Annotated in this window: 11 protein-coding genes and 1 tRNA gene; 5 read left to right on the top strand and 7 right to left on the bottom strand. The window is 64.4% G+C overall.

Translation table 11 applies throughout. From position 1 onward, the window contains the following. Positions 1-163: 163 nt before the first annotated feature. The gene (locus AC0L2L_RS22980) at positions 164-4,153 is read right to left on the bottom strand and encodes a PAS domain S-box protein (protein ID WP_473581399.1); all 3,990 of its coding nucleotides are present in this window, start codon (positions 4,151-4,153) and stop codon (positions 164-166) included. A gap of 258 nt (positions 4,154-4,411) precedes the next feature. On the opposite strand from AC0L2L_RS22980, the gene AC0L2L_RS22975 reads away from it, so the two are divergent. The 3 genes from AC0L2L_RS22975 (at position 4,412) to AC0L2L_RS22965 (ending at position 5,744) form a co-directional block, all read left to right on the top strand. Next, positions 4,412-4,876 (top strand): phasin, encoded by a 465-nt coding sequence (locus AC0L2L_RS22975; protein WP_473581397.1) that lies wholly within the window; start codon positions 4,412-4,414, stop codon positions 4,874-4,876. 342 nt (positions 4,877-5,218) lie between these two features. Next, positions 5,219-5,295, top strand: a tRNA-His gene (locus tag AC0L2L_RS22970). A gap of 197 nt (positions 5,296-5,492) precedes the next feature. Continuing rightward, entirely contained in the window at positions 5,493-5,744 is a 252-nt protein-coding gene (locus AC0L2L_RS22965; RefSeq protein ID WP_473581396.1) for a hypothetical protein, read from the top strand. Between the two features lie 39 nt (positions 5,745-5,783). Here AC0L2L_RS22965 and AC0L2L_RS22960 read toward each other — a convergent pair whose 3' ends face one another. Further along, a complete protein-coding gene (locus AC0L2L_RS22960; RefSeq protein ID WP_473581394.1) occupies positions 5,784-6,902 on the bottom strand; it encodes a DmpA family aminopeptidase in 1,119 nt (372 codons plus the stop codon). A 7-nt stretch (positions 6,903-6,909) separates the two neighbouring features. Next, a complete protein-coding gene (gene xseA, locus AC0L2L_RS22955; RefSeq protein ID WP_473581392.1) occupies positions 6,910-8,475 on the bottom strand; it encodes an exodeoxyribonuclease VII large subunit in 1,566 nt (521 codons plus the stop codon). A gap of 120 nt (positions 8,476-8,595) precedes the next feature. On the opposite strand from xseA, the gene AC0L2L_RS22950 reads away from it, so the two are divergent. Beyond that, positions 8,596-10,803 carry a bifunctional diguanylate cyclase/phosphodiesterase gene (locus AC0L2L_RS22950; protein ID WP_473581390.1) on the top strand — a complete coding sequence of 736 codons (2,208 nt, stop codon included), beginning with the start codon at positions 8,596-8,598 and terminating at the stop codon, positions 10,801-10,803. 103 nt (positions 10,804-10,906) lie between these two features. Here AC0L2L_RS22950 and AC0L2L_RS22945 read toward each other — a convergent pair whose 3' ends face one another. Then, the gene (locus AC0L2L_RS22945) at positions 10,907-11,863 is read right to left on the bottom strand and encodes a LysR substrate-binding domain-containing protein (protein WP_473581388.1); all 957 of its coding nucleotides are present in this window, start codon (positions 11,861-11,863) and stop codon (positions 10,907-10,909) included. Positions 11,864-12,097: 234 nt separating this feature from the next. Between AC0L2L_RS22945 and AC0L2L_RS22940 the strand changes: the two genes are divergently transcribed. Continuing rightward, complete coding sequence (locus AC0L2L_RS22940; protein ID WP_473581387.1) at positions 12,098-12,385, top strand: DUF1127 domain-containing protein; 288 nt, start codon at positions 12,098-12,100, stop codon at positions 12,383-12,385. Between the two features lie 144 nt (positions 12,386-12,529). Here the strand turns inward: AC0L2L_RS22940 and AC0L2L_RS22935 are convergent, their stop codons facing one another. Genes AC0L2L_RS22935 through AC0L2L_RS22925 form a run of 3 tightly spaced genes read right to left on the bottom strand, consistent with a single transcriptional unit; the run spans position 12,530 to position 14,029 of the window. Continuing rightward, positions 12,530-12,754, bottom strand: a complete 225-nt coding sequence (locus AC0L2L_RS22935) for a type II toxin-antitoxin system HicB family antitoxin (protein ID WP_473581385.1) — start codon at positions 12,752-12,754, stop codon at positions 12,530-12,532. Next, on the bottom strand, positions 12,738-12,968 hold the full coding sequence (locus AC0L2L_RS22930) for a type II toxin-antitoxin system HicA family toxin (protein WP_473581383.1): 231 nt from the start codon (positions 12,966-12,968) through the stop codon (positions 12,738-12,740). The genes AC0L2L_RS22935 and AC0L2L_RS22930 overlap by 17 nt, the downstream gene beginning before the upstream one ends. 29 nt (positions 12,969-12,997) lie before the next feature. Further along, positions 12,998-14,029, bottom strand: coding sequence for a DUF937 domain-containing protein (locus tag AC0L2L_RS22925; protein WP_473581381.1), 1,032 nt, complete (start codon positions 14,027-14,029; stop codon positions 12,998-13,000). Between the last annotated feature and the right edge of the window lie 35 nt (positions 14,030-14,064).

Here is a 14,064-nt window from a genome sequence, read left to right as displayed (position 1 = left end):
GGACTTGTTAAGGGACGACCCCGATAGTCGCGAGTAACTTGAGGGAGAAATCCCGTTCCTCGTCCCCTGAGGTTCAGCTCAAGCCCCCGTTGTGACAGCATCCCATTTCTCAAGGCGTCCTCTTGGACGCCTTTTTTCTTGGCCGCCGCAGTTCCGTGCAATGTTATTCGGCGAGCACGCGGGTGGAGGGAAAGCCGACCTCGACCAGGGTTCCTTCGCCCGGCGTGGAAGTGATGGTGAAACGGGCGCGGTTCGCCTCCACCATCGCCTTGGTGAGCGGCAGGCCGAGGCCGGTGCCGTCGCCGCGTCCGCGCTTGAGCGCGTTGATCTGCTTGAACGGTTTCAGCGCCTGCTCGATCTCGGCAGGGGTCATGCCGATCCCGGTATCGCGCACGCGCATGACGACATCGCCGGAGGTCTCGTAAGCGGTCGAGACGATCACCTGGCCGCCGGCCTGGGTGTAGCGGATCGCGTTGGACAGGATGTTGAGAGCTATCTGGCGCACGCTTCTCAAATCCGCCACCACTTCCGGCAGCCGCGAGGCGAAGCTGGAGCGGATGATGACGCGCTCGCGATTGGCCTGCGGCTGCATCATCGCCACCGTCTCGGCCAGCGTATCGTTGAGCGACACCGCTTCGTAATCCATCTCCTGCTGGCCGGCCTCGATCTTGGAGATGTCGAGCAGGTCGTTGACGAGATCGAGCACGTGATTGCCGGAACGGTTGATGTCGCGCAGATAGTCGCGATAGCGGTCGTTGGCGACCGGGCCGAACTTCTCATCCACCATCAGTTCGGAAAAACCGATGATGGCGTTGAGCGGGGTGCGGATCTCATGGCTGATGCGGGCGAGAAAGTCCGTCTTCTGCGAGGAGGCGCGCTCGGCCACGGCGCGGGCCTGGGTGAGGTCTTCCTCGGCCCGTTTCCACTGGGTGATGTCGCGCACGACGGCACAGAAGCCGCTGTCGTTGGGGAGGCTGCCGATGGTCATGAACAGCGGAATGAAGCGCCCCTGCGCCTCACGGCCGATGACCTCGCGGCCGTCATTGAGCACGCTCGCCACACCCGGCTCCGAAAGGCCCGCGAGATAGTCACGCGCCGCGCGCTGGCTTTCGATGGCGAACAGCGAGGCAAAGGGCTTGCCGGCGACCTCGTCGCTGTCGAAACCAAACAGGGCTTCCGCCGGGCGGCTGATCGAGCGGATGTTGCCGTCGCGGCCGATCAGCACGACCCCGTCGGTAGCGGTGTCGATGATGGTGCGCATCTCGGCAATGCGCGACTTCAATTCCGGCACGTCCGGCTGGAGCGCTGGCTCGTCATTCGCGGCGGTGAAATGCGCCGCATCATCCTCGCCCGAGCGCCGCACCACCAGCATCAGCGCCTTGCCGCCGCGCCACGGCACGGACCGCAGCAGCGCGTCGATCGGAAATTCCTGAGCCTGGCGGGTCTTGAGCTTTAGCGAGCGGTCGCTTTCGTCCGCGGCGGTGTCCTCCGCGTAAGGATCGGCAAACAGCGCGCCCAGGCCACCCGCATCCGCGAGGTCGTCCAACGCATCGTAGCCGGTGAGTTCGAGGAAGGCGTCATTGGCATAATGCAGCATGTCGCCCGAATGGATGAGCAGCGGCACCGGCAGCCTGGCGAGGATGGATGTATCGGGCGCCTTGGCTTCTTCTCCGGTCGAAAAAGCGGACGGCAAAAAGCCTGCGAGCTTGAGCGGCGGCACTTCGAGGCGCGGTCGCGCCGGCGCTGCCGCTTCTTTCGGCCGTTCTTCTGAGGCGGCGGCATCGGAGCCGGCCCAATCCTCATTGTCTTGCGCATCACGGAAATCGTCGGCGGTCATGCTGTCGCCGTCGGCCGTCGCATCGGGAGCCGACTGTCCGGCGGCCGGCTGCCGCGGCTCCGCGTCAGCATGCTCGGCTGTCTGTCGGGCGCCCTCTTCTTGCTCGTCCTCGGAAACAGGTTCGACGCCGGCTTCCTCCGTGGATTTCTCGCCATCGGCATAGTCGAGCAGCGAGCCGGAAACGGCCGTCGTCTCGTCCTTGCCGGTGTCGCTCGTCTCGGCGGCTTCATCGATGCCGTCGAGCCGCGCCAGGTCTTCCTGGTCTTCAGCCTCGGTCTGCGCCTCCGCGGCCTGCGCATCGGCCTTCGCGTCAGCAGTTTCCGAGACTTCCGGCGTGGACGACAGGGTCGCATCCTGTGCGGAACTGTCTTGCTCGGCCGCGTCAAGCGGAAGCGGCTGGTTTGCCTCGGCCTTGGTTTCGCTGGCCGGCTCGTTCGCCGTTGCCTTGCCGGCACCAGCCGCGTCGGGCTGCTTGCCGGCTTCGGGGGCGCCTGGCTCGGCAGGGATGGAACTGTCCCTGCGCAGCCGCTCGCCGATCTCGCGGAAGGCGCTGCGCTCGAGGATCGACAAACCCCTCTGATTTGCTGGCGTGTCGCTTCCCGGCTGCTTGTCGTTGGCCGGCTGGCGATGCTCGGCCAGCCTTATCACCTTGTCGGCGAAGCGCCGCTCCGGCTTCGGCTCTATGGCCAATGCCGGCACTTCACCCTGGAAGGGGTCTTCGGGCTTTGTCTGTTCGGGTGACGTCTGCTCCGCTGCCGGCTGCTCGACGGACGGCTCCGCCCCGCCGGGGGCGACCGCGGTTGGTGCGGCATTCGGCACCAGAGCCATGCCAAGCGCTTCGGGATCGATTACGGCATCGGCGCTGCGCGCAACGCCGAAACCACGAAAGCCCTCGAAGGCGCGGCTGCGGCCATAGACGGGCAGCGCCGCGAGGTCGACCGGGATCTTCAGGCCGGTTCCAGCCACCGGCCACAGCACCGAGCGGCCGGACCAGGTGTCGCGCCGTTCGAGCAGACCGGCGATCTCGCCCGAGGCATCGAGGCCGAAAGTGTTGGCGACGTCCTTGAAGCGGCGGCCGATCACATCGGCGGCAGGCTGGCCGACGATATCGGCAAATTCGGGCGATAGCGCGCTGAACTTGCCTTCGGCGTCGGTGCGCCAGACGAAGCGCAGTGGCGGCGCGGATCGGTCGATGTCGCGGGGCGCAGCCGGCCGCGCCGGCGCGACGGGTTTGCCGGCATCCTGCCGCAGGCCCTCGGCTGCGACCGCTGCCTTCGGCTCATCCTTTGCCGGCGCTACCGGTTGAGCTTGCCTGGCATCGTCGTCGCCGGCGTTGAAGTACCAATGGTCGTGCTGGCCGGCGCCGGCTTCCGCGGCTTGTTGGCTGGACCCGGTGGCGCTCGCTTGATGCTTGCCTCGGGTAGGCTCCTGGTCGGTCCCGGCCCGGTTTTCCGCATCAGGCTGTGCACCGCCTTCAGGAGCCTCCGGGACCGGTTCAACCTGTTCGCCAGCCGCCAAGGCCGGCGCGGGACTGTTGTCCTGGAAAGGCTGGGACCCGGGCTCGACGGCCGGGCTTTCACCCGACGGTCTGGCCGCAACGGTCTCCGGCGCCGCAACCTGCTCACCGTCGGGCTGGTAGCCTTGGTCGTCGTCGAGTTGGTCCTCATCGATTACCACCAGCAGATGGCGCGTGTCGGTGAGCCGCGCAAAACCCGCCGGGTAGGAGGTTTTGGTACCCGGCACAAGTCGCTTGACGATGCGGTCGCCGCTGCTTGCCACATCCGCAACCAGGGCAGCCAGTGTCCGCCGCTCGATGCCGAGCGTCGCAAAGCCGTCCGAGGCCGCCTCGACATCGCCTTGCGCGTCGACGAAGGCGATGAAATGCCCTGCCTCGGTGAAACCGCCGATGGCGCGGCTGGCGATTTCGCCGGCGCTGCGCGAGCTTGTCTGCGCCGCCGGCAACGCCAGCATGATTGCCCTCTCGCCGTCCGGCATCGTCACGGCGCTGGCCAGGAAACCGACGGCGCGGCTCACCATGCCGGTGGCCAGTCTCACCGTGATGGCGCGGTCGCTGCCGATGTCGGGAAAGCCGCTGGTCGCCATGATCTGCCGCCGGGCAACCAGCGGCAGCCGCGCCGAGGCGCCGATAATGGCCTCGATATCCGGGTAGCCGAACACCGATGCCCCGGGGCCGTTCGCCCAGATCACCTGTTCGAGGTCGGCCGACAATATGGCCAAAGCGTCGCCGGCGGCAAAGCGCTGGCGCACCGCGTCGAGGACGGCGACGTCGAGGAAGGAGTAGTTTTCAGGCGGCATGCGCTGGCCAACCCTCCGGAGCGGGCATTTCAGTTAACACTTTGTTAATAAAAGCCCGCGGCCCGAAGGTCCACAAGCCCTGGCTTGCAATGGTCGAAATCTCTGGGCTCTTGGTTAATGGCCATATGGCTGACGCGGGGGAAGATTTTATGGTGCAGTGCAACAAAAATATTGCAACGCACAAAAAATCCTTTATATTGCCATCATACATGAACGAGACGGCTTTCTGTCAAAGCCGCTATCCCGAAAGGTTGGAAAATGTCCAAGACCACTGCCAAGACCGCCGAGACCATCGAAAACGTCGAATTCCCGAGCTTCGACGCTTCCAAGGCCACCGACCAGATCCGCGCCTTCGCCGAGAAGGGCGTCGAGCAGTCGAAGGAAGCCTATGCCAAGCTGAAGACCGGCGCCGAGGAGACCCAGAAGGTTCTGGAGTCGACCTACGAGACCGCCAAGACCGTTTCCAGCGACGTTTCGCTCAAGGCGATCGCCGCGCTGCGCGCCAATGCCGAGGCTAGCTTCTCGCACCTCGAGGCCCTGGTCGGCGCCAAGACCCTTTCGGAAGTCGTCGAGCTGCAGACCTCCTTCATGCGCAAGCGCGTCGAAATGGTCGTCGAGCAGGCCAAGGAGTTCCAGACCGTTGCCACCAAGGCGGTCGAGGATGTCTCCAAGCCGGTCAAGAGCGCCTTCGAGAAGGCGATGAAGGATGCCAAGGCCGCCTAATTTTCGCGCACAATTGTGCGCTGCATCAAAATGTCGCATTTCGTCAGACAAATGATCGTGCGATAGGTTGAGCAACCAGATACCCGGGAATGGAACCTCCTCCCTCCGTTTCCGGGGTGACCAGCCAGCACCTCCTCCCGCTGGCTCGTAACAGGAAAAGGCCGGCACCTCCTCCCGCCGGCCTTTTCTTTTGCCTTGACGAAAGGCGGATGAGGAAACCAATCCTTTACCTTATCAAGGCCCTTGAATTAGAGTCCGATAGCCCGTATTTGACGCATCGCCGAACGACAGAGCGGATCACGGAGAATGAAGCTTTCACCTCGATCTAGCTCAGGCAGGCATGCCGTTGTAGCTCAGATGGTTAGAGCGCCGGATTGTGGATCCGGAGGTCGCTGGTTCGATCCCAGCCAACGGTACCATCATTCTCAATGATCTGAACGTGCACCTTGAACCCTTCCATTCCTTCGGCTGTGCGGACCATGGGCAAGATATCTTGTCCCACCGGCAAGATGTCTTGCCGGTCGAGGCCGACTCGGCTCGAATGGGGCATGCATCCTTTGTGGGGATGCGGACGTTCATGGCTACCAATCGGCTTTGCCGCTAGGGAAGAAGCAGTATGAGTGAACATGCGATCGAGTTCTTGCGCGGATGGATTGGCGAGAAAGTCCAATGCCAGCATTCGCCGATCAAGATCGAGCAGGCTGAGACCCTCGCCAAGGAGTGCTGCGCCAAGGCCGCCGAGGCCGGCATTCTCCTGGAGGACATCCAGGAAGAGGTCGGCGATATCCAGGAGCTGATCGCATCGCGTCTCGAGGAAGCCGCCGAAGAGAGCACCAGCGAATCGGCGCCGGGCAAGCCGGCGGAGTAAAAACGCCAACCCGGCACAAGCCGGCAGGGTTTGGTATCCTTAGCCGAACGTCTCCTTCAGCCATGCCTTCGGCAGCGCCGGCACGAAATTGCCGTCGCGGCCCGTCATATCCTCATTGGCGATCAATGCATTGAGGATCGCCTCCTCGACACCTTGCACGACCGCGTCGAAGAACAGATCGATGTCGACGTCCGGGATGAACTCCGCGCGTCCGATATTGCCCGAAGCCGCAAGCGCCGCCTCCGGATTGGCAGTCGAGAATGCCAGAAAGATATCGCCCGAACTGTGGTAGCCATAGCCGCCGGTCATGGCGATGCCGAGCGGCACGCGCCGTGCGAGCCGCTTCATCTGATGCGGCAGGAACGGTGCATCGGTGGCGACGATGGCGATGATCGAGCCTTTTTCGGCACGGGGCGTGGCCTCACGGATGGCTGGCTCGACCAGATCGGGACCGACGCGGCGGCCGCGAATGGTGAAATTGTGCCTCTTGCCGAAATTCGCCTGCACGAAGACGCCGAGCGTGTAGCGTTTGTCCCGCCATTCGACGAGGCGCGAGGCGGTGCCGGATCCCGCCTTGAAGCCGAAGGTGATCATGCCCGTGCCGCCGCCGACGCTGCCTTCCTCGATGGCGCCGCTCGTCGCCCCGTCAAGCGCGGCGGCGACATGGTCGAAGCCGACATGATGGCCGTTGATGTCGTTGAGGAAGCCGTCATAGGTCTCGGCTGCCACCGGCAACCCCCAGGCGCTGTCGAGCGCGGCGGGCAACACCTGGTTCATCCAGCGCAGCGTGCCGTCGCGGGTCACGCCGCAGGAATGCGTGTTGGTGATGGTGACCGGGAAATTGAAGGCGCCGGTTTCCTCGATGATATGCGTGCCGGTCAACTCGCCATTGCCGTTCTGGCTGAAAACGCCGGCGAACACCGGCGTCGCGAGATCCGCGATCGGCCTCGGCAGGATCGCGGTGACGCCGGTGCGCACCGGACCGGTGCCGACCCGCAGCGGACCGTCGCCGGAAATCAGCGTCGCATAACCGACCGAAACCCCCGGAACATCGGTGATGGCGTTGAAGCGGCCGGGCGTGCCGTCGAGGCCGATGCCGAAGGCGCGCAGGCGCGGCTTGCCCGAGGGCGTATGAAGATGCGGATCGTGGCTGCTCATCGAATCCTCAGAACAACGAACCCTGGTTGCCAGGCTCCTTGGCCTTCGACGCCGGCTTGGTGGCCAGTTTCGGCCGCGCGCCGCCGCTGGTGGCGATGGCCTCGGCATTGCCGTCGGCGAATTCCAGCTGCAGCGCGGCGCCCGGCGCCAGCTCCGCGACGCGCTTGATGACGGCGCCGTCGGCGTCCTTGACCAGCGCGAAGCCCCGCGCCAGCACTGCTTTGTGCGACAGCGTGGAAAGCAGCCGGTCTGCCTGGGTGAGAGCCGCGCGCAGCCGGTCCAGCTGCCGCGCCATCGCCTGGTCCTGCCTGCGCGACAGTCCTATCAGCGTGTCGGTCTGCTGCTTCTGGCGCCGGACGATCGGCGCCGGCGACAGCCTTGCCGCCGTGCGTTTGAAACGCGCCCGCCGTTCGCGCACGATGGCGAAGAACGCGGCTCGCGCCCGGGCAATATCGCGGCCAGTCAGCGTGCGCGCTTCATTGAGGCGCCGCGACAGTGTCGCCGGCGTCAGCCTTTGCCGCTCCAGCGTTGCCCGCTTGCGCTCGATATTCACCGTCAGCCCGCGGGCGAGGCGGCTGGTCGCGTCGTCGAAACGGCGGCGCGGCAGCGCCAGCAACTGATCGGGCGAGGGCAGCGCGCGCGCCGCGGCGCGCACCGCCTGGCGCTTGCGCTCCAGATGCCGCGAGGCGCAGGCGTTGAGCCGCGCGCCAAGGCTCGCCAAGGTGGCCTCCAGGTCCGCCCTGACCGGCACGGCGATCTCGGCTGCACCCGTCGGCGTCGGCGCGCGCATGTCGGCGACGAAATCGATCAGCGTCGTGTCGGTCTCGTGGCCGACAGCGGAGATCACGGGGATGCCCGAGGCCGCCACTGCTCGCGCCAGCCCTTCGTCGTTGAAACCCCAGAGGTCTTCGAGGCTGCCGCCGCCGCGCGCCACGATCAAAACGTCGGGCTGGGGGATGGGACCTTCCCAGGTCAGTGCGTTGAAGCCGTTGACCGCCGCGGTCACCTCCCGGGCTGTCGTCTCGCCCTGGACCCTGACCGGCCAGACCAGCACATGGAGCGGAAACCGGTCCTTGATGCGATGGATGATGTCGCGGATCACCGAGCCGGTCGGCGAGGTGACGACGCCGATGACGCGAGGCATGAACGGCAGCCGCCGCTTGCGGCCGGCATCGAACAGGCCTTCGGCCTGTAGCCGGCGCTTGCGCTCTTCCAGCAGCGCCATCAGCGCGCCGGCGCCGGCCGGCTCGAGATTGTCGATGACGATCTGGTAGTTTGATTTGCCGGGATAGGTCGTCAGCTTGCCGCTGGCGATCACCTCCATGCCTTCCTCGGGGCGGAATTTCAGCCGCGCCATGGTGGTCTTCCAGACCACGGCGTCGATCCGCGCGCGGTCGTCCTTCAGCGCGAAATAGGCGTGGCCGGAGGAATGCGGTCCGCGATAGCCGGAAATCTCGCCGCGCACCCGCACATTGCCGAAGGCGTCCTCGACAGTGCGCTTCAGCGCGCCGGAAATCTCGCTCACCGTGTATTCGGTAGCGTTGCTGCGTGATTCGCCTGCTATTTCGTTCATCAGGCGATTGGGGAACGCTTATCGGCTCGCGTCAAGCATGGAGAAACCTTGCCAATATCATAACGCGATCTTAAGCCCGTTTTGCTTTGACTGGCGCCAGGAGAGCCGGCCAGGGACGTTATGAGCGCACGCCACAACAGCAGCCCGCTGACGCGTCAGGTCACGCTGACCGTGCTGACGCTTGCCGCCTTCGCGCTGGCCATCGTTGTCGGCTTCGGCTTCTACGCCGCCGACCAAGCCGACAATGCCTCGCTCGAACGGCAGAAGATTTTCATTGCCGATGGCCTGAAGGACCAGATTGCCACCGTCCAGCGCGAGCAGGAAAGCGTGACCGTCTGGGATGATTCCGTAACCAATGTGAGGGCGGGCAATCAGACCTGGATCGAAGAAAACCTCAGCACCTGGATGTACACCTACTACGGACACGACCGGGTCTATATTCTCGACGCCGCCAACCATGCCATCCACGCCATGCGGGAAGGCAAGGTCGTCGAGGCGTCAACCTTCGGCGAGGATGAGCCCGAACTGCAGCCGGCCATCGAGAAGCTGCGCCACATGCTGGCCGGGCCGCCGAAGGCCGACGCCTCCAGCCAGCCGGTCAAGATGGTCGCCGAGGATCTGGTGTCGCTCGACGGCAAGCCGGCAATCCTCAGCGTCGCGCCACTGGTGCCGAGCTCGGACAGGGTCACCCAGGCGCCGGGCACCGAATATCTGCATGTGTCGGTCGAATTCATCAACGACGCGGTCATCGGCAAGATCGCCGGCAAGTATCTGCTCGAGGGCGCGCGCCTGGTGCCGCTGTCGCAGCCGGCTGGCCCGGCCGTCATACCACTGGTCGATTCGCGCGGCGTCATTCTCGGCTATATCGGCTGGGACCAGCAGCGGCCCGGCCTTACCTTGGTGCGCAAGGTCGCTCCGGTTTTGGCGATCGCGCTGCTCATGGCGGGCGGCGTCCTGGTGTTCCTGTTGCGCAGGTTGCGTCGCGCCTCGGCCGCGCTGCAGACCAGCCAGGACCAGGCGCAATATCTCGCCTTCCATGACATGCTCACCGGCCTGCCCAACCGGGCGCTGTTCGAGGATCGCTTGCGGCGCACTTTGCTGTTCGCCAGCCAGGACGCAACGCGCGTGGCGCTGCTTTACCTCGATCTCGACCGCTTCAAGCATGTCAACGACACGCTCGGCCATCCGGCCGGCGACGAGCTGGTCCGTCAGACGGCGGCGCGGCTCAGGCACACGATCCGTGAAGTCGATACCGTGGCACGCCTCGGAGGCGACGAGTTCGCCGTCATCCTGCTCGATGTCCGCGACGTCGGCAGCGCGGAGGATATCGCCGACCGATTGCAACAGAAATTGCGCGAGCCCTTCAAGCTCATCGACGACCAGGTTTTTGTCAGCGCCAGCATCGGCATTGCGCTGTCGTCCGGATCGGACACCGATGCGGACGACCTGCTGCGCAAGGCCGACATCGCGCTTTACGAGGCCAAGAAGAACGGCCGCGGCCGCTACCAGGTGTTCGCCGGAGACATGGACGATCTGCTGTTGCGCAAGCGCAAGGTCGAGGCGGAACTGCGCAAGGCACTGGACGGCGATGGCGGCATTAAGCTCGCCTATCAGCCGGTTTTCGCCGCCGACGGCCGCAGGATTCTCGGTGCCGAAGCGCTGATTCGCTGGGGGCACGAGGTGCATGGCGCGCTGCCGGCGGCGCAGTTCATCGCCATCGCCGAAGAGCGCGGCCTCATTGGCGAACTCGGCAGATGGGCCCTGAGCGAGGCCTGCCGCTTCGCCGTCATGACTGAATTGCCCTGGATAGCGGTAAACATCTCGCCGATGCAATTGCGCGATATCGGCTTTGCCGGGCAGGTCGCCGCGATCCTGAGCGAAACCGGGCTTGATCCGTCCCGCCTGCAGCTCGAGACGACCGAAGGCGTGCTGCTCGAGCACAACGACACGATCGGCACGGTGATCGCCACGCTACGCCAGTCCGGCGTCCGCATCGTGCTCGACGATTTCGGCACCGGCTATTCCTCGCTCAGCTACCTGCGCCGCCAGTCGATCGACAAGTTGAAGATCGACCGCTCTTTCGTGTGCCTACTCGATGAGGACGAAAGCGCCTGTGCAATAGTCAAGACGCTGATCGAGCTCGCGCTGGCGCTGAAGGTGGAGGTGACCGCCGAAGGTGTCGAGACCGATGGACAGAAGGCCCTGCTGGTCGGCATGGGCTGCCACCAGCTGCAAGGCTATCTGCTGTCGCCACCGCTGGAGCCCGGCCAGTTGCTTGCGTTGCCGGGTGTTTCGTACGCCGAGGAACGTTCCGCCGTTCGCGCATAGAGCGGTTTGCCATTTCACGGAAACGGCGAACCGCTCTATCTCTTTGTTTTGACGCAATTCCTGACGGAAAACCGCTACACACTTTTCCTGGAATTGCTTCGGGCTACCAGCCAGGCATGATCTGGTTTGCCTTGCCCCGCTTCATCTTGGCGAAGGCGAGCGCGGCGAAGTCGAAGCTTCCCGCCTCTTCGCTGACCGGCACGGAAATGTTGTCGAGGCTTTCGGCGATGTGGCGGGCTAAAGCATCGACGATCTCCGGCTGCGAGGTCTGGCCACGCATGATGCCGATGCGGCAATCCGGCAACTGGCCGAAGCCGTCGGCTTCGCCAAGCACGCGCATGCCGGGCCTGAGCGCGCATTCCGGCAACACGGAGATGGCGAGGCCCGAAAGCACGGCGGCTGTGATGACGGTGGCCGAAAAGCTCGAAAACAGGATGCGGTAGTCGCGTTTTTGCCGGTCGAGCACATCGACCGCGGCGCGCCGCCAGATGCAGTTCGGCCGGCCGAAAGCCATCGGCAGGATTTCCTGCTCATGCGTGGCGTGGTTTGCCGAGGTGACCCACAAAAGCGGCTCGCGCCGCACCACTTCCGACTGGCCGCGCGTGTCGTTATGCGTCACCAGCGCCAAATCGAGATTGCCGCGCTTGATATGCTCGACCAGGCCGGGTGTCGGCTCGCAGACCACTGTCAGCTCGACGCGCGGGTTGGAGCGCGAGAAGCGCGCCATGATTTCGGGCAGGAAGCGGTCGGCGTAGTCGTCCGGCGTGCCGATGCGGATCGTGCCTTCGAGGCGCTGGTCGTCGAAGGCGGCTAGGGTCTCGCGATTGAGGTAGATCAGCCGTCTCGCATAGGAAAGCAGCCTGTCGCCCTCCTCGGTCAGCTTGTTGGTGCGGCCGTCCTTTTCGAACAGTTGCTTGCCGATCCGCTCCTCCAGCCGCCGCATCTGCATCGACACCGCCGACTGCGTCCGGTGCACCTCCTCGGCCGCGCGGGTGAAGCTGCCGGTGTCGGCGATTGAGATGAAGGTCTGCAACTGATCGAGGTCGAGCGGCGCTTTCATCGGTCCAACCTATCATTGATGTTGATGCTACAGATTAAAAACATTCGTTGGATTAATCAATCGCGTGATGGCAAATTGCCATTGTCCACATGAAACCACTGCGTGTCGCCCAAAAGTGGTCCCCCGTTAGGGGGACGAGACATGCGTCGCTTCAAGTGTATCGAGACCGGAACGGCGCTTCTCCCAAGGCGCCGTTTGCCTGGTTTCGTCCGCCCGACTCCGAAGGAGACTGACATGGCTACGATTGAATTCGCCTCCGAGACCCCGCGCATCACCACGCGTCCGGCCGTTGCGACGCTTGTGGTCAATGCTCTCGCCAACGCCTATCGCGCCTGGAAAAACCGCCGCGCCTTCTACCGCCTTGGCGAAATGTCGGATGCCGAGCTTGCCGATATCGGCCTCACCCGTGCCGACCTCCACGTCGCCAACGTGCCGTTCGGCCGCGATCCGACGGTTAAGCTGCGTGCCATCGCCAGCGAGCGCGCCGACACGATCGAGGATCTCGCCCGCAAGGTCGGTTGAACACAGCTTTTCGGTCGCCGTGAACCTTTGCCAGGTTCGGCGCGACCAAGCTTCATGCAGGCTCCCACACTCCCTGCCGGTTCCCCGCCGGCCCGCCTGCACATTGCCCGGTTCTCCTCCAGGACCGGGCATTTTTTTAGGCAATCACGCGAAGGCCAACTTTCGTGACGGTCTTGGTACCGATCGACCAAGTTCGTGAGCTGCTTCTATCCAGGATGCAATCGCATCCTGCACATTCGCGATGGCTTCCTCAGGTGTTTCACCATCGCTCATACAACCCGGAAGGTCCGGAACAACGGCCGAAAACCCGCCTCCGTCTTCAGCCGCAAGCGGCGAAATGACGACCGGATATTCAAGTCTGTCCGTCATGTCTTTTTGCCTCGTCGATGAACGACACGAGTTTTCGAATATATACGGGTTTGATTGGGCGTTTGAAAGGCACCGTCAGAATGTCGGTGATCGCGGAGTGGGAGACCTTGTAGTGCGAGCCGCCCGATCTGGGCGGCGCGCATTGGACACCGGCTTCGTCACAAACCGCCTTGACGTCTTGTATCGACCAGTCGCCGCGAGGATTGCGGCGCATTTGCTCCAGCCTTTTGCTCAAGATCGGCGCTACCGCCGGTCCATGTCGCGCTTGAACTGGTCGAAGATCGTCCCGACGTTCTTTTCATATTCGTCGCGCTGCTGCGCGCCGGTCTCGAACATCTTGCCGAAGATGTCGTCGAACGGGTTTCGCGGCCGGCCGCTCGGGTTGGTCTGCGGCTGTTGCGGCGCGCTCTGCTGCGGTTGGCGCTGTTGCGGCTGCGGCGCCAGCTGACCGCCGGGCAGGCCGAAACCGCCACCGCCCTGGCGCAGCATCTCTTCGAAGATCTTGCCGAGCGGGTTGTCGCCATAGGGGCTTTGCGTCTGTTGTGGCTGCGTTTGCTGCGGCTGGCCCTGCGGCTGCGCGGCGCCGCCGCCGAACATGTCCTGCAGCACCTTGCCGAGCGGGTTGTCGCCGTAAGGATTGGGCGTTTGCTGCGGTTGGCTTGGCTGCTGCGGCGCGCCGCCGCCGAACATGTCCTGCAGCACTTTGCCGAGCGGGTTCTCGCCATAGGGATTGGGCGCCGGTTGCGGCGCCTGGCGCGTCTGCGGCGCCGGCGCGCCGCCGCCCTGTCGCATCATCTGCTCGATGATCTCGCCGAGCGGATTGCCGCCGCCGAAACCGCCGGCGGCCTGCATCTGATTGTTGGTCTGCTTGAACAGCCCGCCCATCATCATAGAGGCCATGGCCGGCAGCATCTGCTGCAGCACCTGCTGGCTCAGTCCCGTCGCCTGCGCGGCCTGACCGGCCACGGCGCGCGACAGGTCTTTCGAGCCGAACAGATGGCCGAGAATGCCGTTGCCCTCATCGATGCCTTGCGGCGAAAAGGCTCTGGTTGCGTCCTCGAAATACTTGGCGTGCTGGCCGCTCGCCATCGCCGTCATGAAGGCGCCCATCCCGTACGGATCGGCGGTGTTGCGCTGCAGTCCTTGCGAGAAGGCGGGTAGAAGCGCCTGGACCGCGGCCTGCGTCTGCTGCATCGAAAGCCCATATTGCTGGGCCAGTGCCTGCATGCCGGCGCCGTTCTGCGCTTGGGCGAATATGTCGAACAAGGAAGGCATTGGCATCTCCTCCGAGAACATCCTCGTGGAAGAAA

This window comes from Mesorhizobium sp. WSM4832 (assembly GCF_055811115.1).
Note: the sequence above shows the minus strand (reverse complement) of the source record. Positions and strands in the feature narration are given on the sequence as shown.

What these genes read in the sequence shown, in the direction of transcription:
- AC0L2L_RS22975 (WP_473581397.1), top strand. Translation starts at nt 4,412, where the DNA reads ATGTCCAAGACCACTGCCAAGACCGCCGAGACCATCGAAAACGTCGAA.
- AC0L2L_RS22940 (WP_473581387.1), top strand. Translation starts at nt 12,098, where the DNA reads ATGGCTACGATTGAATTCGCCTCCGAGACCCCGCGCATCACCACGCGT.
- AC0L2L_RS22980 (WP_473581399.1), bottom strand. Translation starts at nt 4,153, where the DNA reads ATGCCGCCTGAAAACTACTCCTTCCTCGACGTCGCCGTCCTCGACGCG.
- AC0L2L_RS22935 (WP_473581385.1), bottom strand. Translation starts at nt 12,754, where the DNA reads ATGACGGACAGACTTGAATATCCGGTCGTCATTTCGCCGCTTGCGGCT.
- AC0L2L_RS22945 (WP_473581388.1), bottom strand. Translation starts at nt 11,863, where the DNA reads ATGAAAGCGCCGCTCGACCTCGATCAGTTGCAGACCTTCATCTCAATC.
- xseA (WP_473581392.1), bottom strand. Translation starts at nt 8,475, where the DNA reads ATGAACGAAATAGCAGGCGAATCACGCAGCAACGCTACCGAATACACG.
- AC0L2L_RS22965 (WP_473581396.1), top strand. Translation starts at nt 5,493, where the DNA reads ATGAGTGAACATGCGATCGAGTTCTTGCGCGGATGGATTGGCGAGAAA.
- AC0L2L_RS22960 (WP_473581394.1), bottom strand. Translation starts at nt 6,902, where the DNA reads ATGAGCAGCCACGATCCGCATCTTCATACGCCCTCGGGCAAGCCGCGC.
- AC0L2L_RS22950 (WP_473581390.1), top strand. Translation starts at nt 8,596, where the DNA reads ATGAGCGCACGCCACAACAGCAGCCCGCTGACGCGTCAGGTCACGCTG.
- AC0L2L_RS22930 (WP_473581383.1), bottom strand. Translation starts at nt 12,968, where the DNA reads ATGCGCCGCAATCCTCGCGGCGACTGGTCGATACAAGACGTCAAGGCG.
- AC0L2L_RS22925 (WP_473581381.1), bottom strand. Translation starts at nt 14,029, where the DNA reads ATGCCTTCCTTGTTCGACATATTCGCCCAAGCGCAGAACGGCGCCGGC.